A 23,910-nucleotide genomic window follows, 5' to 3' on the forward strand; every position below is an offset into this window, starting at 1 on the left:
CGGTAGCATCCATCCGCCACGTCCATCGAGGATTATTGCAGAGTTAGGGCAATCAATGATGTCTGAGCCTGCTTGTTCAAATTTCGAGCATCTTGCCCCATAATTTCCCCCCTTCGGACGGCGGCCCCCTCGGGTCGCGAGCCGGTAACACGAGTCGCGGACACTTAAAGCGTTCGACGCCTCTATCCATCTTGCGGGGACCCATGTAGCTAACCCGCGTCTACTGCTGGCCGCCATCGCGGCCTCGGAGAGCCGCTGTGGTTAAACCGCTTCCTCGCCTTCGCCTGCAGGGTTTCAACAACCTGACCAAGGCCCTGAGCTTCAACATCTACGACATCTGCTACGCCGTCTCGGAGCAGCAGCGTCAGAACTACATCGAATACATCGACGAGCAGTATGACGCCGATCGCCTGACCCAGATACTGACGGACGTCGCCGAGATCATCGGCGCGAACATCCTCAATATCGCACGTCAGGACTACGATCCGCAGGGTGCGTCGGTCACCATCCTCATTTCCGAGGAGCCGGTGGTCGAAAAGCTCGGCCGCGATACCATCTCGGGCGCCGTCGTGGCGCACATGGACAAGAGCCACATCACCGTCCATACCTACCCGGAAACGCACCCGCACAACGGTATCGCCACCTTCCGCGCGGACATCGATGTAGCCACCTGTGGCGTCATTTCGCCGCTGAAGGCCCTGAATTATCTGATCGACAGCTTCGAGTCGGACATCGTCATCGCCGACTACCGGGTCCGCGGGTTCACGCGCGACGTGAAGGGCAAGAAGCACTTCATCGATCACAAGATCAATTCGGTGCAGGACTACCTGGCCAAGCACATCCGTCAGAAGTACGAGATGTTCGACGTGAACGTCTACCAGGAAAACATCTTCCACACGAAGATGCACATCAAGGACTTCGACCTCGACACCTACCTGTTCGAGGCCCAGGCCGACGATCTCTCGTTCAAGGAGCGTCAGCGCATCGAATCGCTGCTGCGCCGGGAAATCGAAGAACTGTTCCACGGCCGCAACCTGATGTAATCGCCTGGAAAGCCCCGCCGAAAGCGGGGCTTTCGCGTTATGGGACCACTGCAGGGTTTCATCTACGCTTCCTGACGGAGCCGGCTCGGTGGGGGCGCGCCTGCGCGCGAAAAGCCAACGGAGCGGTGAAAGCGGACACTGCCTAAGACGAGCCGCGCAGCGGCGGCCGAGGGCCTCCTCTCGTCATAATGAAGCGCTCTTAATAGCACCCGATGTGTCGACGAGGTCAGATCCGGTAAGCGACCGCCTTCATCACGGCCGAGGCGGCGTGCATCACGCCGGGAATCGGCCAGGGCAGGTCGACACCGCCGCGTGCCTGGGCGCTTTCGGCATGACGAATCTCGTCGGTCTGCATCTGTCGCAGGATCGCCCGCGAGCGTTCGTCTTCGGCGGGAAGGCGCTCCAGATGCTCGGCCAGATGCGCCTCCACCTGGCGTTCCGTTTCCACGACGAAGCCCAGGCTGATCGGGTCGCCGACGGCCGCCGCCGCCACGCCGATGGCGTAGCTGCCGGCATACCAGAGCGGGTTCAGCAGGCTGGGGCGGCTGTCGAGCTGCTTCAGCCGCTCGGCGCACCAGGCCAGATGATCGGTTTCCTCGGCCGCCGCATGCATCAGGTGCTCGCGGGTCTCCGGCGTGCGCGCCAGCGCGGCCTGGCCGACATAGAGGGCTTGTGCGCAGACCTCGCCCACATGGTTGATTCGCATCAGTCCCGCGGCATGCCGGCGATCCGCGTCGTTCATATCGACATCCGCCACCGCGTCGCCGGGCGAGCGGCGCCCCGCCTCCGGCGAGCCCGCAACCGCTTCCATCGCACGTTCGATACCGGAAAGCAGTCGGTCGAGGGGGCTCAGGGTGCGGACGGTCATGGGGACTCCAGTTGTTCGGCGAGCAGGATAAGCGGATGCAGATCGGGTATGGCGGTTTCCGGGGTCATGCCCGCCGCCAGGTGCAGGCGGCAGCCCACATTTGACGACAGCAACCGTGAGGTCGCCAACGCGGTCACTTGTCGCAGCTTCATGTCGCGCAATGTCGCGGCGCGTTCGGGGAATTCGAGCATATGCGTGCCGGCCGCGCCGCAACAGGTCGGCTGGGCGGGCAGGGTGGCGACGTCCAGGCCGGAAATGCGGGCAAGAAGACGGCGCAGGTCGGCATCGCTGCGGGCGATGTTGGTCTGGGTGCAGGGTATGTGCAGCGCCACGCGCTCGGTCAGCGGCCGGAACGTCAGATCGTCGGCGTGCCGGGCGAGCAGCGATATGACGTCCTGGGCGACCCCGCCCGGGAGGGCCCGGCGAAGCGTCGAAAGACAGCCGGGTGTCGCCGTGACGAGCGTGGTGGCGCCGGATGCCACATAAGCCCGCCGCACCGCCTCCGCCGAGGTCTCGGCGCCAGCGGCGATTCCGCCATGCGCATCCATCGCCCCACAACAAAAAGCGGGCAACGCGGAAACCGTGAACCCGGCCGCGACCAGAAGCCGCTGGGCGGCCACCTGAGCGGCCGCATCCTCGACACTGGCGACACACCCGGGAAACAACGCCACATGCCCACGGGCAGGAGCCTGCTCCTGTAGGAGTGCACTGGGGCGCGATCCCTGCGAAGCGAAAGGCTCAGAACCTCCCCTCACCACGTTCCTGCGAGGAAGCATCCCCAGAGCGACCCGCCAGGGCGATCGGGCTGGAAGCCACCCGCCCATCCGCGCCAGCCCCCGACGAACCGTCCCGATAAGTGCGACGGCACGCAACCCGCGATACAATGCCGGGCGCTTCAGTACACCGATAAGCGTATCCGGACGTTCCTGCGAGGGGCCCAGCAGCGCGCGCGTCTCCACGAGCAGTTCGCCGTATTCGACCTTCGCGGGGCAGACTTTCTCGCAACTCATGCAGCCGAGACAGTGGTCCAGATGCAGGCGCAGCGCCGGTGTGGCGCTTACCGTACCCTTCGCGAGCGCGGCGGCCATGGCTATCCGGCCCCGCGGCGACTCGGCTTCCTGTGCATCCAGCAGGTAGGTGGGGCACTGGGGCAGGCACAGTCCGCACATGACGCACTGGTCCGCGAGAGCAAGAATGTTTCCGCGGTTGTCGACAGGCATAAAAGTCATGTTATCATCGTCGGCCCAAAGCTCACCGATCGGTGGGCTTGCGTGATGAGGGAAAGTTCAGCTATTCTCTCGCGCCTTTGATTCACCGATTTCGTGTTCCGCCCCACGGCGGCAGACTAGGTATTCCGAAATGAAAACGTTCAGCGCCAAGCCTGAAAGCGTCAAGCGCGATTGGTTCGTGGTAGATGCCACGAATAAGACCCTCGGCCGTCTGTCGACCGAGATCGCGCGTCGCCTTCGCGGCAAGCATAAGCCGGAGTTCACCCCGCACGTCGATACCGGCGATTACATCGTCGTGGTCAACGCCGAGAAGGTGGCCGTCACCGGCGCCAAGCTGGACGACAAGAAGTACCACCGCTTCACCGGCTACGTCGGCAACCTGAAGACCACGAGTCTCAAGGACCTGCTGGCAACGCACCCGGAGCGCGTGATTGAAATCGCCGTTAAGGGCATGCTTCCGAAGAACCCGCTGGGCCGTGCGATGTATCGCAAGCTCAAGGTGTACGGCGGCTCCGAGCATCCGCATACCGCACAGCAGCCGCAGGCGCTGGAACTCTAAGGAATCATGATGGCGACTCAGCAGAATTACGGCACCGGCCGTCGCAAGACCTCCGCCGCCCGCGTGTTCCTCCGCAAGGGCACCGGTGGCATCGTGGTCAACGGCAAGCCTCTCGACCAGTTCTTTGGCCGCGAGACCTCGCGCATGATCGTGCGCCAGCCGCTCGAACTGACCGAGAACACCGAGAAGTTCGACATCATGGTGACGGTCGCCGGTGGCGGCATTACGGGCCAGGCCGGCGCCATTCGCCTCGGCATCTCCCGCGCGCTCGTCGAATACGACGAATCGCTGAAGTCGCCGCTGCGCAAGGCTGGTTTCATGACCCGCGACGCCCGCGAAGTCGAGCGTAAGAAGGTCGGTCTCCACAAAGCCCGCCGCGCGACGCAGTTCTCGAAGCGTTAATCTCTGTTTTAGGGCCAGCGCTTCAAGGTTCGGCGCTCCAAGGTCAGAGCGCGCCGATTCCCGGTTTATTGGGAGATCGTCTAACGGTAGGACAACAGACTCTGACTCTGTTTATCTAGGTTCGAATCCTAGTCTCCCAGCCAAACACAAAAAACCCGCCCTCGTGGCGGGTTTTTTGTTTCTGGCGATCCATTAGGGCGATATGTCGATAAAAGAGCACTTTATCGACATGTTCCAGTGAGATGTCGACGCCATCGACATCTCGATTGAACATGTCGATTATTTCATTGATTTTCGACATATAGAGGCTTAATGTCGACGCGAACGACATATCGATGCCGATATGTCGATGCAGAAGCGATCCCTGACCATGGCCTTTGATCCCAGCAAGCCATTCAACGACCTGCCGGCATTGCCGCCAATGACCGATATCGAGAGTAAGCCGATACTCAAAGCGTGCATCGCGGCGCGAGCGGCATTGGCAGAGCTGAAGAGCGCCGGAGACCTGATCCCCAATCAGGCCGTGCTGATCAATACCATTCCATTGCTTGAAGCCCAGGCAAGTAGCGAAATCGAAAACATCGTTACGACCAGTGATGAGCTCTTTCGTTTCGCCCAGCTCGAAAGTCAGGCGGCCGATCCTGCGACCAAAGAGGCTCTGCGGTATCGCGGTGCTCTGTACGACGGATTCCATTCATTGGCGGATCGTCCGCTTGGAACGAACACGGCGGTTCTGATTTGCTCCCGGATCAAGCACAAGGACATGTGGATACGCCGGGTGCCTGGCGTCGCGTTAGCAAACGCAGCCAGCGGCGACGTCATCTATACACCGCCAGAAGGCGAGGCGTTACTCATGGACAAGCTGTCGAACTGGGAGCGCTTCATCCACGAGGCCGAGGACATCGATCCGGTCATCCGTATGGCCGTGGCGCACTACCAGTTCGAGGCCATCCATCCTTTCGCGGATGGAAATGGACGCACAGGTCGCGTGCTCAATCTATTGATACTGATCGAGCAGGGCCTTCTCGACCTTCCCGTCCTCTACTTGTCGCGTTACATCCTTCGGCATCGCGCAGAGTATTACCGAAGGCTTCTGGCCGTAACCGCCGAGGGAGCGTGGGAAGAGTGGATTGCTTTCATGCTGGCCGCTATCACTGAAACCGCTCGTTGGACAACGGCAAAGATCCAGGCTATCCAGCAACTACAGGCGGCGGCGGTGACCTTCGTCAAAGCGCGCGCTAACAAGCTTTACTCGCGTGAACTGGTCGACATGCTGTTCGTACAACCCTATGCGCGTATCCAGAATCTCACCGAGGCGGGAATCGCCAAGCGCCAGACCGCATCGGTATATCTCAAGCAGCTCACCGAGATCGGGATGCTGAGCGAGACCAGGATCGGGCGGGAAAAGGTATTCACCCATCCGAACTTCATTCGCCTGCTCACCAGCGACGATCATCCCGTGCTGCCTTATGGGAATACGACACCGCCCGTGGTTACGCGATCACGCAACTAAAAGCACGGTGAACGCAACCCGGTGTGCGTGTGAGATTTTGGGCGTCGGAGGCTCGATCGCGTTGTGCCGACTCTGGATGTCACGTTCTCGGAACCGATTCGTGACTCCCGGTTCCAGGCAGACAGGGCTTACGCCGGCAGGTGTAAGGACGCCCTCAGGCGCAGTCCGTGCGACCTTGTCGCGACAGCGAGAAGAACCGAGCTGAGCTGCTTGCAGATTTTCAGGCGCGCTACGTCGATGCGCTGTTCGCCGACCGCATGGCCGAGGCGGTCCGCGACAAGGCCGCCCCGGCATGGGAGCACGTCAACAAGTCGACGGATCGGGATGGCGCGGACCTGTCCTTTCTGCAACATCTGCGACTGGATTGATCGAAGATGGCAGCGGCCGGCCCGTGACGTGTCTGCTGTTCAGCGGGAATAGGTAACTTCCGCTGTCCAGCTATCCTTCGGCTGGCTATGCAGTGCCCAGAAGGCGTCGGCTACACCGGCGACATCTTCGGAATCGGGCTTCACGTAGCCATGGTCATCCGAATCGAGCTGGCATCGTTCCCGACGACCAGACGAACCGTATTGCCCATTGAACAGAGATACGCACCTCAAGGTTTCTTCCGGCGTCGCCAAGAATGTATTTCCTTGGTCAGGGCGGGATCATCCTTCAAACGATCAATCGCCTCTTTGGCCAGTGGGTCTCGACTACGTCTCAACGCGCGCAGCAGCAAGACCCGCGATTCACCGAGTCTCTGATCCGACAGGAGTTCAATCAATTCCGGCAGCTTCTCTTTGGGCATGCTGGATGACAAAGCGACGGCAAGGCCGTCCTCTGGCTGGCCCTGCTCGGCGGGATTTGTGGGAGGAAGCGCCCTGTACAGGCGAGCAAACAAGTCCCAGTACGGATGGGCTTTCCGCATCGCCATGCTTCGGCTGATCGCCTCTTGCGTGAGTTGCGAATACGGCCGTTGCAGATGCTTGGCGAGGATCGGGAGGACATGGACGTAGTTGTTGGGCCGGTTCATCAAGTCCTGAACCAACTCCACGACGACCCCTTCCTGGGCGAGTTCGCGAATCAGATCCGCTTGTTCCACTTTCCACTTCGCGATCCGCTCCCGGACGACGTCTTCGTACGCACGCATCCGAGCCGCACGTTCTTCCGGCGTCATTTCGTGGCTTTCCGGGGGTGTCTTGGTGCTTTAGCCATGGTCATCCGAATCGAACCGGCATCGCTCCCGATGGCCAGATGAATCGCGTTGCCCATTGAGCCGAGGTGCGCACGTCAACGTTTCTTTCGGCGTCGCCAGGTTGCAATTTCCTTGCTTAAGCCCGGATCATCCCTCAAGCGTTCGATCGCTTCGGCAGCACGAGGATCTCGACTCCGTCGCAACGCCTGGATCAGCAGAACCCGCGACGGCCCGAAATGCGGATCGGATACGAGGTCGATCATTTCCAGCAGCTTCTCTTTGGGCATGCTGGAAGATAACGCGGCGGCAAGACCATCTTCTGGATGACCTCGCTCAGCTGGGTTGATCGGTGGAAGTTCTCGGTACAGGCGCGCGAACAAGTCCCAGTACGCGTGGGCTTCCCGCATGGCCATGGTTCGACTGATTGCTTCCCGTGTCAGCTGCGAATACGGCCGCTGCAGATGCTTGGCGAGGATCGGCAGAACGTGGACGTAGTTATTCGGTCGGTTCATCAAGTCCTGAACCAACTCCACGTCGACCCCCTCCTGGGCGAGTTCGCGAATCAGATCCGCTTGTTCCACTTTGGCCTTGGCGATCCGCTCCCGGACGACGTCTTCGTACGCACGCATCCGAGCCGCACGTTCTTCCGGCGTCATTTCGTGGCTTTCCGGGGGTGTCTTGGTCGCTTTAGCCATGGTCATCCGAATCGAGCCGACATCGTTCCCGACGACCAGACGAACCGTATCGCCCATTGAACAGAGATACGCACGTCACCGTTTCTTTCGGCGTCGCCAGGTTGCAATTTCCTTGCTTAAGCCCGGATCATCCCTCAAGCGTTCGATCGCTTCAGCAGCACGAGGATCTCGACTCCGTCGCAACGCCTGGATCAGCAGAACCCGCGACGGCCCGAAATGCGGATCGGATACGAGGTCGATCATTTCCAGCAGCTTCTCTTTGGGCATGCTGAATGACAAAGCGACGGCAAGGCCGTCCTCTGGCTGGCCCTGCTCGGCGGGATTTGTGGGAGGAAGCGCCCTGTACAGGCGAGCAAACAAGTCCCAGTACGGATGGGCTTCCCGCATCGCCATGCTTCGGCTGATCGCCTCCTGTGTGAGTTGTGAATATGACCGCTGCAGATGTTTGGCGAGAATCGGGAGAACATGGACGTAGTTGTTGGGCCGGTTCATCAAGTCCTGAACCAACTCCACGTCGACCCCTTCTTGGGCGAGTTCGCGAATCAAATCCGCTTGTTCCACTTTCCACTTTGCGATCCGCTCCCGGACGACGTCTTCGTACGCACGTAACCTCGCCGCACGTTCTTCCGGCGTCATTTCGCGACTTTCCGGGGGTGTCTTGGTCGCTTTAGCCATGGTCATCCGAATCGAGCTGGCATCGTTCCCGACGACCAGACGAACCGTATCGCCCATTGAACAGAGATACGCACCTCAAGGTTTCTTCCGGCGTCGCCAAGAATGAATTTCCTTGGTCAGGGCGGGATCATCCTTCAAACGATCGATCGCCTCTTTGGCAAGCGGCTCTCGACTACGTCTCAACGCGCGCAGCAGCAAGACCCGCGAATCGCCGAGACCCTGATCCGACAAGAGATCGATCATCTCCAGCAACTTCGTTTTGGGCATGCTGGATGATAGCGCTACGGCGAGACCGTCGTCCGGCCGACCTCGCTCAGCCGAGTTGGTCGGTGGAAGTTCTTTGTACAAGCGCGCAAACAGGTCCCAGTACGGATGGGCTTCACGCATGGCCATGGTTCGGCTGATTGCTTCACGTGTCAGCTGCGAGTACGGCAGTTGCAGATGCTTGGCGAGGATCGGCAGAACGTGGACGTAGTTATTCGGTCGGTTCATCAAGTCCTGAACCAACTCCACGTCGACCCCTTCTTGGGCGAGTTCGCGAATCAGATCCGCTTGTTCCACTTTGGCCTTGGCAATCCGCTCCCTGACAACATCCTCGTAAGCCCGCATTTGCGCCGCACGCTCCTCGGGCGTCATCGCGCGGTCTTCGGTGGGCGTCTTGGTCATCTTAGCCATGGTTATCCAAACGGTATGACAACATGATTGATATCGCCGTTCTTGATTGCCTCAAGCAAGGGCTTCGTCATGGTCGTTCCCGGCGGCGTGTAGAGATTGAACTTGATACCACTTCCCTTGGCGAATTGGGTGTAGTCACGTAGCTGCTTGGTATAGCTCAATTTGGAAACGTTCTTCACTTCGCTGATAGAGACATCGAAAATAAAACCGTCCGGGACCCGGTCCGCCCCATTCATCCGAAGCGCTGTCTTGTCACCAATAGTAATTGTATCTCGGACGAGATTCTCGAACTTCTTGCCTCGTGAGGCATTTTCAAATAGCTGCGAGAACGCGCGCTTCCCAAGCGTGAGGCCCTTGGCGGCCGTCCCTTCTCCGGGGATGACCGTGGTGATGGCCGCCGACGCCCACCCACCGCCACTGCACCCGTTGGCCACGCAGATCCCAACGCTGACCACGGGAATCATCGAGCCCAGCTCCGGCATGACGACGGCTGCCCCGCGTTGCATCTGCGGGTCGTCCCAGTCTATGTGCGTGGGCTGCCCGAACATCTGCCGACCATCGGGGTCGATGTTCACCACCGGGTTGTTGCCGGCGTACGTATAGCGGGCCAGGGCGAACAGATCACCGGCCTGGTCGCTGACCGGATCCACGCTCAGGAATCGGCCGATCGCCGGATCGTAGTAGCGCGCCTGCATGTAAACGAGCCCGGAATCGGGGTCGTTGACGTGGCCTGTGTACCCGGGCCCTGCCGCTGCCACACCGGATACCTGGGATCCGTAAGGTCGGTATTCGGATGCGGACGTGATATTCCCCGCGCTATCGGTGGTGGCGAGCGGCGTCCCTTGCGGATTGGTGTAGTAGTACGTCACCGTTTCGGCCGCGGCAGCGACCTGTACGGTGGCGAATGCCGTCAGCGCGGCGATCCAGATCAGCAACCGTCGATGGAACAGGTTTGCGCCGATGTTCGATGCACGCCGTAACAAACTCGAGTAATCCATAGGATGTATCTCCAGCCGATAGCGTTGTTAGAAACCAGAGTCCGCAAGGGCCCATGCCGAACACCCCACCGCATTGCAAGCGCGGACCTCATAGCCCATAAGCGGAATTTCACCCGTGGGACCCCTTTCGACCAGTTGCGAGGTGGTGGTCGTATTCCACAGCTGTCCATTGGTGTAGCAGTGGACCTCGTACCGCGTGGCACCCGGCGAAGCAGTCCATGTCACGGTTAGGGTCTCGGTCTTCGGGTTTGGGAATGCGTCTATCGCGAAGACGTTCGTCGGTGGGGGCGGAATCAGCGACACCGTGACGGTGGCCGAAGTGCTGCCAGGACCGCAGCCACCCGCATTGCAAGCCTGGGCGTAGTACGAGTAGGTGCCATTCCCTTTGCCGCTGGTTGACCAGGACGTTGCACCAGTTTGCTGCACGAGCGTCCAGCCACCACCGTTGATACTTTCGTAAAGGGGATAGTTCGTCGCGCCTGACACACCCGTCCAGGAAACCGCGTAGCTTCCGCTAGTGTTGGTGGACGGCGCGCTCACTACCGGCGCACCGCTTGGAGCCAGGGTGACGACCGTGGTCGTACTGGTGACGTAGGCACCACAGCCATTCGAGTTACAACCGTGGGCGCGGAACACATAGTTACCGGAACTCGCCGCAGTCAACGTTGCCGACGTTCCACCGCCCGCATAGACCGTGGTCCAGGCGCCACCATTGATGCTCTGCTCCAGGCCATAACTGGAAGCATAGGCAGTTGCTCCCCATGAGACGGCGATCGGACCATTGCTGGTTGCCGGCACGGTTATCGATGTCGGCGCGGGCGGCAGATGGGACACCATGACGGCGCTGGACTGTGTCCAGGTGCTGCAAAAGGCGCTGTTGCACGCACGCGAATGGTAAACATAGCTCCCGTCGGCGGGGTTTGCGATCGTCGTCGTCAGCGCGGTACCGCTATAGACAGTGCTCCATGCGCCCCCATTGAACTGCTGCTCGACTTCGTACCGCGTCGTGTTCGCTGACGCCGTCCACGACACACCAATGGACCCAAGGTCCGACGAGACGGTGGCCGTGACGCTCGCCGGGGCGGAAGGTGCGGCTGCCGGCGGAGGGACGACATAGACCCCCGAGTCCTGAAGCACAACGCTGTCACCACCGAGAGACGACAAGCCTTCCACGTAAATGGTCTTGCCCACATGCGTGGTTCGTACCGCGTCGGTGAGGTCGATGGCATAGCGGTATGCGGTCCCCGCCGCGTGGCATTCCAGCCCAATAGACGCTTCACTTGCGGTGTTAGCCAGATAGGTGCCGAGAGTCGCTCCCGTGCCAGGACCGCCACCCACGTAGACGCGCACCGAAATCGAGGCGGTACTTCCATCGGAGCACGCCCAGCCATTGAGCGTCGCGTTGGTGCCCGCCATCGCAACGCCGTCGACGCGACCGCGTATCGTATCGATGACATTCTGCGTTGAGGCGAGCAGTTTCTTGCCGAGATAAATGTAGTCGGTACCTTTTTTTGTCGCCGGGTCGAATTCCCACATCAACTGACCCGCGCCGTTGTACGCCGAATAGGTCGACGCGGATGCGCCCGTGCGGGTCTGTCGCACGCGCCTGCCGGCGGTGTCGTAAAGGTAACTGGCCACACCATCCACCGAGGTAAGACGTTCGCCAAGGTCATACTGCAGCGTCGAGGTGCCGCGTCCGGTCGTATTGCCGCGGTCGTCGTAGGTAAAAGGCGTACTTACCCGGTCGCGCAGGACCGATGAGAGGCGGCTCGTGACTGTGTCGTAGTAGTAGATCGCCCTGGAGACGTCCGCTCCGGGCTTCGTCGTCAGGACCATGACAATATTGTTGATCGAGTCGTAGCCATACGTGTCGGTTCCCCAGAGGTTCGGCGACGTTGACCCAGCAAGGCGGTTCGCATCGTCGTACGTCATCGTGCGGCTGCGTTGGCCTCCGACGGTAAGATCGGCGATGGCCGTAATGTTTGCGGCCGGGTCGTAGGTCAGGTCCTCGCTGATGGCCAGCGCGGCCCCTTTGCCGTAGGTGAAATTCGAAAGTGAGGTTCGTAGATTTTGCTGCGCAACATAGGTCGCCCCGCTACCCAACGTGAATGACTGCACCGCGCCGTTGGGGAAATACGTCACGCCGGCCGCGTAGGCACCGACTTGACTCGGCCGTCCCAGCGCATCGGGTGCGTATGCGACGACTTTTCCGTCGGGATAAGTAACGCTGTTCATTGACGCCGCTGCGTCATAGCCATAGCTCAGAGGCCAGTTGTAGCCGTCGATGGAGAGATTCTCCGTCGTAAGCAGTCCGAGTTTATTGCGCCCGAATGTCCATGAGACCAGGCCGGACGTAGCAGTCGCTGGATTGCCTGCGGCATCGTAGGTAAACGACCGCGCCGGCGAGCCATCCGGGTAGGAGACCGAGGTGAGCCTGTTCATGGCATCGAAGCCTCGCGTTATTTTTACCCCTGGCGTAGCGACCTGATCCTGGCCGCAATCGGTGCCAGAAATGGCTACACCCTTGGCCGTCCATGTCACGTTGTCGGCCGGATCGTAATTGAGAACCGTGCTCGCTGTTTCCGGCTCCACCATGCGGCACAGCCGGTGCGCGCTGTCATAGACGAAGGACTTCGTGGCGCTTTGGCCACCGCCGAGCTGCGTCACGCTGGTGGGGTCGCCGTAGATATTACGAACGATCCGCTGCTCGATGCCTTCGGGCGCCAACACATTCGTGGGCGTCTCATAGGAGGGTTGATCGAACACCTGGAAGGTCGAGACGGTGACCTTGCCGCGTGAATCGGTGATCTGTTTGCGCGCGCCGGAAAGATAAGCGGTCGCCGTCGTCAAATCGCCAAGCTCGGATGATTGCCGGGTTTGCGTTTCACGGCCAACGACGTCGAACGTATGCGCGACGCCCATCCCGATCGCCGCGAGGTCCACTGCCCCGTTGACCGGGTAGGACTCGAACGTCGTGTTGCCGCGCCAGTCATAGGCCGTCCGCGTGGCGATATGAAGCGCCCCATCGCTCGCGCGATAGCGCCCCGAAAGCACGGGCCGCAGCATGGCATCCATGATAGATACGTCGGCGCGCTCGCCCTGCGTGCTTGTCCGGCGCCAATGCGCCCCTGCAACACCGCGCTCGGTACCGACAAACTCGTAGGTAATGATCTTCGGTGCCCAGGCGACCGCGTCACCGGCCGGATAGGTGATTTGCGTCAGTCGGCCAATACCGTCGTAGGCATAACTGATCGTGTTGCCCAGTTGGTCGGTCAACGAGGTGACTTGTCCCAGGTCGTCGACGATCGCGCTCTGCGTGGTGCTGTCTGGATGCGTCACGCTCTGCGGAATGCCGCGCTTGTAGTTGCCCAAGCTGGTAGACCGGTTGTTGGCGTCCGTAAAACCGGCAAGATTCCCCAGTGCATCGAAGGCATAGGTCATCACCTTTCGGCCGAACGTATAGCGCTCCAATGGCGTCACTCGCGCCAGATCGTAAACCGTTCTCGAGATTGTCTCGCTCGCAGTCGCAGTCAGGTTGTCCTTCTGTGCTTCCAGCCCCAGTACCCAGTGAGGGGCGTCGTCCAGATACGTTGTCTGCTCGGTCATCGCGATCTGCCCCGCCATGCCTCCTCCGCGAATGACCCGGACAGGGCGCGCAAACACATCGAACATCCCCGGAGGAACCTCCCAGATGTAGCTGTCGCCATCCTGCTGGATCGTGCGCTTCTTGACGGGTGAGATGGTTTCCGCCTGATCCTTGTTCGCGCCGGCTTGAAGGTTGTCACCCAACCGTGTTGGCCATGGACCGGCGGTGGCACTTTCGTACTCGGTTATTTCCGCACGAACGAGTGTTGAGCCTATGCCTTGTGCGTAGGTGTCTTCTTGCTTCAATTGCGTTTCAGTCGCGCCAAACTGGTTGCTGAAGGTATGGCGGATGGCGCTGCCGTCCGGATCGGTCTCATCGGTCCATACCGTGGTTGCGCAGCCGCTCGCGACGCAGTCGTCATGCCAGCTCTGGTTTGGCGGCGAATAGGCAAACGACCAGCTCTGCGTTCCAATGCCCGCACCGGTGTATTGCTTCTGGATGAGCGCTTGTGACGAGTAGGCATGTGGTGTGCGAATGAACTGCGCACCGCGCTCGAATATGCATATCTTCGGCACGTCCGAACGCCCGCGAAGGGTGGCGCCAAGAGTGAATGTTCCGGAAAGCCCGGAAGGGTGCGTTAGCGTCGCCGTGCTCTGCGGTGAGGCACCCTGGACGGAATACAGGCATCCGTCGTAGTTGGGTCGAAGATCGCCTGACGATAGCGACAGGGCGATCATGTTGGCGAACGTCCACTTGGACCCATTCGGGAGGGTCACATCCGATAGGACCGGCTCATCGACTGTGCCACCGTACGTGTAGTGCCAAGTGCGTGAGCCGGTCGCACCGTTCTGGGTAATGTCCGTGATGCGCTCACCGAGCGGATAAATACCGGCCGAATGCTGCCACTGCGCATACGTGAACGTCATACTCCGCCCATCGCTCGCTGTAACGGACGTCAGGCGATTGTTCGCGTCGTAGCTATAGATCAGTGCATTCCCGAAGCGGTCTTCCGCGCGGGTGACTAGCAGGGAAACCATGCGACGTTTAAGTGCGCCGCCGCCCGGGTGAGCAATGCCCGCCGCGTTGCGGTACACGAGGCGATCAAGCCAATACTTCGTGCCATCGGGTGCGACCGCAAGGAATCCTTCGCCTGGCTGCCCATTCGACGTGGCCGGCAGGCATCCCAGCACCCAATTCTGTTTCGTCACACCCGAAAACGTCATGGCACTGCCGTTCGGCAGTGTCATCTGAGGGATTCTGTTGTTGCCTGCATCACGCTTGAGAACGTCTTGCGTCCCCGCGCCGGGAATCTTGAGTTGGATGCCATGCCACCAGACATCCGCCTCCCAGGTCACGCCTTCTTCGCCGGGTTTGGTTGCCACATCGATGGGACCGGCCGCATCCAGAGCGCTGCACCGATTCGGCTCGTCCAGGAAGTACCACACATCGAAGTTCTGCCCTGGGCCGAAACTGCCTTTGGCTTCCGCCGACAGCGTTTCGATCTGCGGCACGGACATGTCCCAGTCGCTGAAAGCGTTGTGGGCTAGCTCGAAGACATAGGCATTGGGACCACCTTCTGGCCGGCCGCGTATCGTGCGCTCGACGATGATGGGCAGCCCCGTACCCTTCGCCTCCACGTCGATCTGCGTGAAGGACACCGTCCCGTCATAGGTGCTGATGGACTCGCCGAAGGCGTTCGGCCCCAGGGGTTGGATGTCCTCGTTTACACGGAGGAGCTTCTTGTATTCCGACTCGATTGAGACGGTTTGCCCAAGGGTAACCGAGGCGCCAAGTACAAACACGACCACCAGCACGCTACGGGCAAGCCGCAGCACATCACATCGGATCATCGACATTCCCCTGTTGCCTGCCGGACAGCGAGTCACGAAGCGCACGAATGATGGGTGGCAGGCCGCGGAGGAGTTGGCTTGGACGCCCGGATCGCAGCTTTATACGAATGGGACGCCCGTCACAATCACGAGCTAACAGTCAGATGGCGGCCTCAGTCGGAACGATGCGCAATATATCGCTACATTTCGTAACATATTGCGATACATTCGAGGCATAACATGCTGATCGTGTAGGTGTATGCCTACATGTAGAGAGGTGGTTCGCTCACACGCTGGTGCTGCCGGTCCCGATTTCAGGATGGGAAGGAAGCCCCCGGTACGGATCATCGGGCTCAAGATGGGGCGGACACCGGCAGTAATGAGCGGCCAAGCGAGTAAGCAGAGCATCTCGCCGGGTCCACTAACCAATCGTCCTACAACGGCCGTCCCAAATAGGCAGGCTCGGGCCGGAGGCGCGATAACGTGCGGCGTCCTGGTCAACTCATGAGGTCAATGCCTCCCGGGAGCTAATCGCCCCAGGTTTAGACATGGCGCGGATTGGCGGGGAGTCCGATTGAATCCTGGTCTCCCGGCCGAACACAAAAAAACCACCACGAGGGCGGTTTTTTGTGCTCGACGATCCATTCGGACGACATGTCGATAAAGGAGCGTTTCCAAGGCTTACGCCGGCAGGTGTAAGGACGCCCTCAGGCACAGTCCGTGCGACAGGATGCAAGTAATGTTGTGATCGCCGTCACCTTCCTGAGATAGGGTGCGGCGGCAACCTCCATCCTGCTAGGGGACTAACATGCGCAGCTCAATCCAGCTTTTGCTCGCCGGCCTGCTCTCACTGCCGATCATCGTCCTTCCCGCCATGGCGGATGGGGCGCCTCCGTCCACCGGTCTCGGACAAGCGTGGCCCAATGCGGCCGATGTCAGCGCCAGTCCCCATTACCACGTCTATGTCTTCGAGCGTCTGGGCGTGCGCTATGTGCAGGTCAATGACCTCAACGGCACCGTGCATGGCGCATTTGCCTATTCAGGCAGCGACATTATGGGGTTGCCCATTGGCGTCGACGCGGCGCGTCTGGCCACACCCACCGAACCTCTGTCCGCGCCGCCAGCGACTGGCACCACCGCCGGCGAAATCGTCTATCGGGACGCCAGCGTGACGATTTCGGTGCAGCCTCAGGCCGATGGCACCGCCTTGATGCAAGCCGTCAGCAACGACTGCAAGAACCCCGCGGAGTGCAGTGTCCACTTCCAGTGACGGGGTCTCCATGACGAGCCGGAAGCCGTCCGGTCGTCAGCGGTGACTTGCGTCGGTCATGCCCGCACCCGCCGCGCGCGCTCTGGCGCGACGGGTGATGGGTACGCCCACCATCAGGGCACCGGAGATCGCAAACGCGAGCACGACCTGGGCGTGAATCATGGCCGGGTCCAGAAGGACGGTCGAGGTCGATGCCATGGCAATGCTGGCGAGCATGCCGGCGACGGCTCCGCCGTGCCAGCCATGCCGCAGGGTAAGGACGAGGACCGGCATGACCATGGCCATGCGACAAATCTGGAGCATGATCCCGTCCGAAGTGGATGCGAGCGCGGCCATGGCCAGCAGGGCAGGCGTGACGCCAAGCACCACCTCGATGGCGAGCGGGCTCGTCCGGACCAGCGACCACGTCACGCGTTCGTACCGCGCGGCGCGCTCGCGTAGCGCGAGTACCGTCGGGGTCAACGTCAGCGCCCCGAGGTAGGCACCCAGCAGGTAGGCAAAGAAATAAGGGACCACGGCGATTTCCGGCCAGGCCCCTGGCGGCGCCGTAGCCAGGGCAACCATCAGCGCGGCACAGGTAAGGACAGCGGTAAGCAGCGCGCAGACCACGGTGGCGGCCAGGATCATCGCCATATTGAGGTCGCCGTTGTCCCGGTACAGGTCCGCCTGTTGCTTGATCTTCGCGACGATGGGCATGCACACCACGATGAGCGGGATCGAGGCAACAAACGCCCAGGGCACGCCGAAGTCCGGTATGTGAAGTGCGGCGCTTTCGACGACGGGAAGCGTCTCGCCGATGGCCAGCGCGGGCCAGAACCGTCTGGGGACAAGGAACAGGCAGGCCAGCCGCAGGCCGGCCGGAAGAATCCAGTGCGAGAACGAGAAGTATCGGGCCAGTTCATAGCAGGCGGCATAAGCGGCTGCCACGGCTGCCATGCGCGCCCAGGAAACGTGATTGCTGTTGGCTCCTTCCACACTCACCTCCTGGGTTCTGCGAAAAGCACGCTGTCTGGGGGATCCGGATCCGGATCCGGATTTGTTTATGGCGCGATGGAGCTGCTCGGGTCGCTGTCGCGGCCCCGCATCCTTGCCAGTCTGGCCTTAACGAGCGCCATGACGTCGCCAACTCCTTAGCAGTTTTTATAACTTTGCCGATTCGGCGCCCAGCAATATGGCTGTCGCCGGTAACGGCGGTCGGGATCGGCTGTTGACTACCAGCGTTAATTCGAGGGTGCCGACCCACGGCAGGAACCAAACTGTAGCACCACCCCATAACGCAGCGGCAGTGCAGGGGTCCAAGTCCCCAATCCCGCCCTGGGATCGCGGGCCTCCACAGCCCGCCCGCCACCGGTTTTGTGCAGGGCGCGCCAGAGCGCGATCCGAAGCGAAACAACACGCGGACGATTCCATGTCCCTCTAGTCCATGCCTCTCTAGTTTGTGCGAACGGATTCTGTCAGCAGCGATGGCGGCAAGATGACCTGTACGGTGGGTTTAACCCGCGCTTGCGGGCATCATGAGTGCCCTTTCCTTCTCGCTGCGACTCTCCCCCATGTCCTCACGCGCCACCGTTGCCCCGGTCCTGCTAGCGGTTAGCGTGTTGTTGATCAGCATGGTCTCGTACCAGTGTGGGGCGGCTCTGGCCAAGCAATTGTTTCCGCTGGTTGGCGCGCAGGGGGCGACCGCGTTCCGGTTGGGCCTGGGGGCGTTGATCCTGTTGCTGCTGCGGCGGCCATGGCGATCGTCGCGGCAGGCGAGCGACTGGCGCGCGCTATGGGGTTACGGCCTCTCGATGGGGGCGATGAACCTGGTGTTCTATATGTCGCTGCGCACGATCCCTCTGGGTATCGCGGTAGCGCTGGAATTCACCGGGCCGCTGGTACTCGCGCTGTTCGGTTCGCGCCGGTTGCTGGATTTCGTCTGGATCGCGCTGGTGGTGGCGGGACTTGCCTTGCTGCTGCCGCTGCGCGGACAGGTGCAGACGCTCGACCCGGTGGGGGTGATGTATGCGCTGGCCGCCGGGGTGGGTTGGGCGCTGTATATCGTGTTCGGGCAGAAGGCGGGAGCGACCTATGGCGCGGACGCGGTGACGCTGGGTACTTCGATCGCGGCGCTGGTGGCGATTCCGTTCGGGGTGGCGCATGCCGGCACCGCCTTGTTCTCGCCAGCGTTGCTGCCTCTGGCACTTGGTGTGGCCGTACTCAGTTCCGCGTTGCCCTATTCGTTGGAAATGATCGCATTGACCCGGCTGCCGGCTCGCACGTTCGGCACCTTGTTGAGTATCGAGCCAGCCGTCGCCGCGGTGGCTGGCGTGGTTTTCCTGGGCGAGCATCTGAGCGTGCTGCAATGGCTGGCGATTGTGGCGATCATCGTGGCGGCAGCGGGCACAGCCCTGAGCGTACGCCGGGCGCTGGTCTCCGAGCCTTTGGCGAATTGAGCGGACGACCCGGACCTTTTACTTCCTGTCCAGCGTTTATGGGCGCTATCGCGCCGCGTCGGATGTACTGCCGCTGGCTTCATGAGTGTGGTCTTGCCCGTCAAAACAAGACCGGGCGCTACGTGGCGATTAGTTATCGATCGAGAACGTAATCGCGATACTTCGTGCCCTGGATGAATCCGATGTCGTAGCCATACATCCACAAAGGCAAAAAGTCGCCGCCAGAATCTCCCGAGCGTGCCAGCGACACGTCGTTCGTTATTGCGTCCAACTTGTCTCCCCATGTTCGTCCATGGTGCCCGGAGGTGCCAGCTTGCCGCTATGGACCGAGTTCAGATGCCCTTGGGCAGCGGCCATCTCTCGTGCCAATCCGAATCTTCATCATGCGATCCCATGAGAAGACTGCGATTGTCCGGCGACAGTCTCAGTGCGCGATCATCGGCCACGTGCATCCAATCCGGTCGCTGAGCCAGCCGCTCGGACAGAGTGCGGCCATCGGCGCGCGTTTCACGTAACCACAGTATGGTCGCGCCAAGGCGAAGACTGGCGGCAGCGTCCTGTTGTCGATTCAGGTATCTGCTGAAGACCGGCGGCGGCATTTGTATAAGTACGCTACCGGCCGAATTGGATATCCAATCGAATACATCGGGCGCTGTGCTCATCGGATTGGCAGGGAAGCGGCGATCGGCTATCAACTGCTTGCGCGTCGCGTCCGCGCAGTAGGCGGCGTAAGCCGGTGCGCCCAAACGCAGCGTACCCTTGCTCGATAGCATCCAGCGCCTGTACCAGGGCGTATCCATATCCAGTAAACCGGATCCAAGCAACATCCCGAATTCCGACTGCATGCTGGCGCACATATCCAGATCGTCGGTGATGATTGGTGCAAAGGCCGTGGCGCAACTTTCCGGGAGGGCTTGCTCAGGCGGTACCTCATCCAGCATTTGCAGGAAAAGCTGGGTGGCGCTACGCAACCGGGCGGCCATGATCATTGTGCCGATAAGGGTATTGCTATGTGCGTGGAGACGGCGCGTCGTGAGTACATTGGTGCATATGCGATCAAGTGCATGCGGCTCGTTGCCATCGACAAAATCCAGTGCGGCGGCGCTCGACCACAATCCCATTGAGTGGCCGTAGGCAGGGATGGACATAAGAGGATGCGCCGGCAAGTCGCTCCACGTGTAGTCATAACGGTTAAGCGCTTCATCGCGCTCAAGCCGCACGCGATGCTTGATCAGTACGGCACGTAACGCTTCGCGGTTTGCACGGACCTTGCCCAGGCAATCGACTTCGCGTGTCGCGCAGAGCACATTCTTGTCTTTACCTAACGGTTCCAGAGCCGGAAAAGGCGGACTGGCTGTCGGTGCGGGGACGGACAAGATGTCATTCTTCGGCAGGCTGACCACCCAGGCACGCGCATGCTCGCTATCTTTCGCATAAAGCGAGTCGAGCTGGTCGTAGGGGACGTCAAAGTTAGTAAACCATTGCAGGGGAAAGGCATTGCTTCCCTGTTTGGGTTTTAAGTCCACGTGAAGCGTGAACAGCGCCCGGGCCTGTTCTTCAGTCGGCGGCCGCAAGCGCCCCCACGCAAAAGCGGCAATGAGCAAGAAAGCCAAACCCGCCACCAGACAAGCCAGTCCCACCAGCATTCGCTTCATTGCCGCCCCTTCCCCATTTCCCCGACCTGATTCTAGCGGTATCGTCCGGTAGTCTGGGCAGGCGGATGGAAAGGGTCGGCATCAGCGAACGAGGTAGTCAATGAGGACTAGCGGTCTCTGGCTCGTCTCTCCCTAAACGGCGTTGATTTCCTCTGAGTGCACGTACCACTTTCAGGCGCCGTATCCGAACCTCTCGTTGGTGCAGTCAACCTAACGTTCAGTCTGCCATTCGAACGTCGGCAGCACGCCTTTCACCTGGTAGATCCCATAGGGGCCGTTGACAGATTCGTAGACGCCGCTTGGTGTTCGTTTCAGAAAAAATACGTAAATACGGCCGTTCTCACAGCAAAGTGGCGCGAATTCGGCAATGCCGTTGTCATACGACACGCTGACATTTTCGATTTTTTCACCCTTCAAGGGCGTGTCCACATGCACTAGGGCGATATGGCTGGAGTTGGGCTCTCTCGGATCAACATAATCGAGCTGTCTTACCGTGCCGATGAATACGGCATCGGCATCGGCAACCTTCTTTTCCAGGGAATGCTCGACTACCTGATTGGCGCTTATGCTCGTCGATGCGACGAGGAACGAGGTTGTAGCAAGGATAGAAATCAATGGGTGCATAACATTCCACAATCCGTGATCGCTTTACTTTCAACGTGGTTCGGCTCGGGTGCGCGCTGGCCGGCGCCAGGTATCTGAGCCCTCGCTTCGTTCTCGTTAATTACCGCGTTTCCACTATCCATGCCGATTGTCATGGGCGCGCCGTGACCTACGATTTCGTGGGTAAGAATATCTGCGGGAGTATCGCGGAGCTGGCCGCCACTAATGTCTTTAAGAGACGTGTTTGCATTGCCTGAAATAGTTATTGCTACGCTGCCATCCGCTCTAAGGACTGTCATTCCACCCCCGCTGTCCCGATCGACATCGACTATGACGCCATTTGCATCAGGCGCAGTACTTGAAATATCTGCCACATTGCTTGTTGACGCGTTGATCATGCCGACAAGTTTAGACGAGTAGTAGCTCGATCCGTTCGGATTGATGGGAGCCGTCGTTGCAACGAGTTGGTCATTTTTGTCGAATGCGAACTGGGTTGCGGAGTTGGCGTTTATATCCGCTGCAAGATTGACGTTGTTCGAAGAATGGACTGAGGTTACTACCCTCCCATCTAAATCGATGTTTGTTAGCGGATTATTATTCGTATATGCGTTTCGATTAAAGCTAAAAATATTGCCTGGCAAAAATCCCGCCGGATCGATACTAAGGAATCGTCCGATGGATGGATCGAAGTATCGAGCTTGCATGTAGACCAATGCCGTATCGTCGTCGTTGAAGTGGCCGGAAAAGCCTGGGCCGCTCAGGCCGCCTCCCAACACTGCAGTTCCGTACGGTTTGTAGTCGAATATTGCCGTAGTCGCTCCGTTGCCATCTGTTTCTGTAAGGGGCGTTCCCCGAGGGTCGGTGTAAAAGTAGGTGACCTTTTCCTGCGCATAAGCGCTTGGCGTTAGACACATAAATGCAATCCAGAGCTTGATTGGATTTGACTTTAACCAGCATTGAAAGAACACCCGGGCCCCTTTTTTACCTGGTGTTAGCCAACTTCCTGCGCAGAAAGCCAGGCCTGTATCCGTAAAGTATTAACCTTCTTCTATCATGAGGCCAAGCTTTCTTCATAGTGCCTCGGCTGACTGCGTGCGGTGTTGGAACTGACAATCTGGCCAGTTAAATCAGAGGTCGAACGATTGTGTCCGCGCTTGTAACCTTCGGGTGTTACTGAAGTTGCACTCCCGTATCGCGCGTGACACTCAAGCTCATCGCCCGATAAAGCTCTGTCACCTCGTCGATAAGATTCCGCAGCAAACGCGCGGTCTGCGCGACGGAACCTTCTTCCGCATCGATCATCGGCACATCGATCAACAGATCGGTGGCGCCGCGCATGCCGGAAAGGTGTTCGGTGATTCTCTCGTGGATATCGCCAAGACGCACTTTGCGTTCGCCTTTGCAGAGCGGGCAGGCGACGGGGATATCGTGGGTGGTGATGATGGTGGAACTGTGCTTACTCATGGCGGCATCCTCTTCCGTGGGATGACCGCCACCCGCGGGGCGCGGGTGGCGGGCGTGCCGAGATAGCCTTACCGGTGCAACTGAAACCGGCCGGACCGAAGTCCGCCCGACACGCCCGCCTCAAAAAAGGCGAGCTTAGACGACGCGAAAAAGCAGCGTTTGAGACGATACTTTTTCGCGTCAGTTGCAAAGCACAGGAGGCTATTCCCGATCGCCGATGTGCGGCGACGCGAAGAGAATCGCGGCAAGGAAGCGAAGGGTCAACCCGTTGGGGATTTATCTCGCGAATTTTCAGATTAGTCTGAGTGGTGGCTCAGTCCTTGAACAACCGCGCGCACACGAAATCCACGAACACACGAATCTTCGGCGACAGTTGCCGGCTGGAAGGCCATAGCACCCAGAAGCGGCCTTCATCGGCGGGAAGATTCAGCGGTACGTGTTTCAGTGTGCCGTCCGCGATCGCGCTGCGGGCAAGGAAGTCCGGCATGTAGCCAAGGCCCAGACCTTCGACGGTGACCGCGCGTATCGCTTCCATGTTGCTGCATGTCAATGGGCTGTTTGCCTGCGTGCCGGGGCTGGCGTCGGCGAAGGGCCAGCCACGGATTTTGCCGCTGGTGGGAAAGCGGAATTGCAGACACGCGTGGTTGGCGAGGTCGGCGATGTTCTTCGGCATGCCGTGTATGGCGAGATACGCCGGCGCGGCGCACAACACGAAGCGGAACGGTCCCAGCAATCGGGACATCAATCGCGAGTCGGGCAGGTCGCCGCTGCGAATGACGGCGTCGAAGCCATCTTCGATGATGTCGACGAGGCGGTCGCTGAAGTCCAGATCGAGTTCGACATCCGGATACAGGCGATGGAATTCCGCGATGTGCGGAACGAGGAAGCGGTAGCCGATGGTGGGCAGACTGACGCGCAGACGTCCGCGCGGCGTCTGCGCCGCTTCGGACACCATGGCTTCGGCGTCGTGCAGGTCGTCCAGTACTTTCCGGCAGCGTTCGTAGAAGAGGCAGCCCTCGTCGGTGAGGCGAACCGTTCGGGTACTGCGCTGGAACAGGCGGACGCCGAGCGTCTTTTCCAGTTTGGCCACGGTCTTGCCGACAGCCGATGCCGAGACGCCCAGATGGCGCGCGGCGCCGACAAAGCTGAGCGACTCCGCTGTCTGGACGAAGGTAACGATGCGGGCCAGGTTTTCGGCGGACGGATTCAAGCGTCAGATTCCGGTATGCGTGGAATT

21 protein-coding genes and 1 tRNA gene are annotated in these 23,910 nt (G+C 60.2%); 8 read left to right on the plus strand and 14 right to left on the minus strand.

Translation table 11 applies throughout. The annotated features are described in order from the left end of the window. The first annotated feature begins 257 nt into the window (after positions 1–257). Positions 258–1,043, plus strand: coding sequence for an adenosylmethionine decarboxylase (gene speD, locus EC912_RS16615; protein ID WP_036109987.1), 786 nt, complete (start codon positions 258–260; stop codon positions 1,041–1,043). A gap of 226 nt (positions 1,044–1,269) precedes the next feature. On the opposite strand, the gene coq7 is transcribed toward speD, so the two are convergent. Then, complete coding sequence (coq7, locus tag EC912_RS16620; RefSeq protein WP_132146220.1) at positions 1,270–1,911, minus strand: 2-polyprenyl-3-methyl-6-methoxy-1,4-benzoquinone monooxygenase; 642 nt, start codon at positions 1,909–1,911, stop codon at positions 1,270–1,272. Beyond that, positions 1,908–3,140, minus strand: coding sequence for a (Fe-S)-binding protein (locus EC912_RS16625; protein WP_132146223.1), 1,233 nt, complete (start codon positions 3,138–3,140; stop codon positions 1,908–1,910). The genes coq7 and EC912_RS16625 overlap by 4 nt, the downstream gene beginning before the upstream one ends. Positions 3,141–3,270: 130 nt before the next feature. Between EC912_RS16625 and rplM the strand changes: the two genes are divergently transcribed. The 5 genes from rplM (at position 3,271) to EC912_RS16650 (ending at position 5,982) form a co-directional block, all read left to right on the plus strand. Further along, positions 3,271–3,699 (plus strand): 50S ribosomal protein L13, encoded by a 429-nt coding sequence (rplM, locus tag EC912_RS16630; protein ID WP_132146226.1) that lies wholly within the window; start codon positions 3,271–3,273, stop codon positions 3,697–3,699. Between the two features lie 9 nt (positions 3,700–3,708). Then, a complete protein-coding gene (gene rpsI, locus EC912_RS16635; protein ID WP_132146229.1) occupies positions 3,709–4,101 on the plus strand; it encodes a 30S ribosomal protein S9 in 393 nt (130 codons plus the stop codon). Positions 4,102–4,170: 69 nt separating this feature from the next. Then, positions 4,171–4,244: transfer RNA gene (locus tag EC912_RS16640), tRNA-Gln, on the plus strand. A 227-nt stretch (positions 4,245–4,471) separates the two neighbouring features. Further along, on the plus strand, positions 4,472–5,614 hold the full coding sequence (fic, locus tag EC912_RS16645; protein WP_132146542.1) for a protein adenylyltransferase Fic: 1,143 nt from the start codon (positions 4,472–4,474) through the stop codon (positions 5,612–5,614). Between the two features lie 167 nt (positions 5,615–5,781). After that, positions 5,782–5,982, plus strand: a complete 201-nt coding sequence (locus tag EC912_RS16650) for a hypothetical protein (protein WP_132146232.1) — start codon at positions 5,782–5,784, stop codon at positions 5,980–5,982. Between the two features lie 227 nt (positions 5,983–6,209). Here EC912_RS16650 and EC912_RS16660 read toward each other — a convergent pair whose 3' ends face one another. The 6 genes from EC912_RS16660 to EC912_RS16685 all read right to left on the minus strand — a co-directional run bounded on the left by EC912_RS16660 (position 6,210) and on the right by EC912_RS16685 (position 15,273). After that, entirely contained in the window at positions 6,210–6,770 is a 561-nt protein-coding gene (locus EC912_RS16660; protein ID WP_132146235.1) for a hypothetical protein, read from the minus strand. A 113-nt stretch (positions 6,771–6,883) separates the two neighbouring features. Further along, positions 6,884–7,540, minus strand: a complete 657-nt coding sequence (locus tag EC912_RS16665; RefSeq protein WP_132146238.1) for a hypothetical protein — start codon at positions 7,538–7,540, stop codon at positions 6,884–6,886. An 18-nt stretch (positions 7,541–7,558) separates the two neighbouring features. After that, complete coding sequence (locus EC912_RS16670; RefSeq protein WP_132146241.1) at positions 7,559–8,215, minus strand: hypothetical protein; 657 nt, start codon at positions 8,213–8,215, stop codon at positions 7,559–7,561. 18 nt (positions 8,216–8,233) lie between these two features. Continuing rightward, complete coding sequence (locus EC912_RS16675) at positions 8,234–8,833, minus strand: hypothetical protein (RefSeq protein WP_132146244.1); 600 nt, start codon at positions 8,831–8,833, stop codon at positions 8,234–8,236. A gap of 2 nt (positions 8,834–8,835) precedes the next feature. After that, positions 8,836–9,831: an RHS repeat-associated core domain-containing protein gene (locus EC912_RS16680; RefSeq protein ID WP_132146247.1), complete on the minus strand. Its 996-nt coding sequence runs from the start codon at positions 9,829–9,831 to the stop codon at positions 8,836–8,838. Between the two features lie 27 nt (positions 9,832–9,858). Beyond that, positions 9,859–15,273, minus strand: a complete 5,415-nt coding sequence (locus EC912_RS16685; RefSeq protein ID WP_132146250.1) for an RHS repeat protein — start codon at positions 15,271–15,273, stop codon at positions 9,859–9,861. Positions 15,274–16,054: 781 nt separating this feature from the next. Between EC912_RS16685 and EC912_RS16690 the strand changes: the two genes are divergently transcribed. Beyond that, entirely contained in the window at positions 16,055–16,516 is a 462-nt protein-coding gene (locus EC912_RS16690; RefSeq protein WP_132146253.1) for a hypothetical protein, read from the plus strand. Positions 16,517–16,552: 36 nt separating this feature from the next. Here the strand turns inward: EC912_RS16690 and EC912_RS16695 are convergent, their stop codons facing one another. Further along, positions 16,553–17,491: an MASE1 domain-containing protein gene (locus EC912_RS16695; protein ID WP_132146256.1), complete on the minus strand. Its 939-nt coding sequence runs from the start codon at positions 17,489–17,491 to the stop codon at positions 16,553–16,555. Between the two features lie 575 nt (positions 17,492–18,066). Here EC912_RS16695 and rhtA point away from each other — a divergent pair. After that, positions 18,067–18,951, plus strand: coding sequence for a threonine/homoserine exporter RhtA (gene rhtA, locus EC912_RS16700; protein WP_132146259.1), 885 nt, complete (start codon positions 18,067–18,069; stop codon positions 18,949–18,951). A gap of 332 nt (positions 18,952–19,283) precedes the next feature. Here the strand turns inward: rhtA and EC912_RS16705 are convergent, their stop codons facing one another. The 5 genes from EC912_RS16705 to EC912_RS16725 all read right to left on the minus strand — a co-directional run bounded on the left by EC912_RS16705 (position 19,284) and on the right by EC912_RS16725 (position 23,883). Continuing rightward, positions 19,284–20,606, minus strand: coding sequence for a hypothetical protein (locus EC912_RS16705; protein WP_132146262.1), 1,323 nt, complete (start codon positions 20,604–20,606; stop codon positions 19,284–19,286). Positions 20,607–20,816: 210 nt separating this feature from the next. Next, positions 20,817–21,230: a hypothetical protein gene (locus tag EC912_RS16710; protein ID WP_132146265.1), complete on the minus strand. Its 414-nt coding sequence runs from the start codon at positions 21,228–21,230 to the stop codon at positions 20,817–20,819. After that, entirely contained in the window at positions 21,218–22,177 is a 960-nt protein-coding gene (locus EC912_RS16715) for an RHS repeat-associated core domain-containing protein (protein WP_207906878.1), read from the minus strand. The genes EC912_RS16710 and EC912_RS16715 overlap by 13 nt, the downstream gene beginning before the upstream one ends. A 202-nt stretch (positions 22,178–22,379) precedes the next feature. Beyond that, positions 22,380–22,673 (minus strand): hypothetical protein, encoded by a 294-nt coding sequence (locus EC912_RS16720; RefSeq protein WP_132146268.1) that lies wholly within the window; start codon positions 22,671–22,673, stop codon positions 22,380–22,382. Between the two features lie 313 nt (positions 22,674–22,986). Next, positions 22,987–23,883, minus strand: a complete 897-nt coding sequence (locus EC912_RS16725) for a LysR substrate-binding domain-containing protein (protein WP_132146271.1) — start codon at positions 23,881–23,883, stop codon at positions 22,987–22,989. Between the last annotated feature and the right edge of the window lie 27 nt (positions 23,884–23,910).

It is taken from the genome of Luteibacter rhizovicinus, from assembly GCF_004342265.1.
GTDB classification, from domain to species: Bacteria; Pseudomonadota; Gammaproteobacteria; order Xanthomonadales; family Rhodanobacteraceae; genus Luteibacter; species Luteibacter rhizovicinus_B.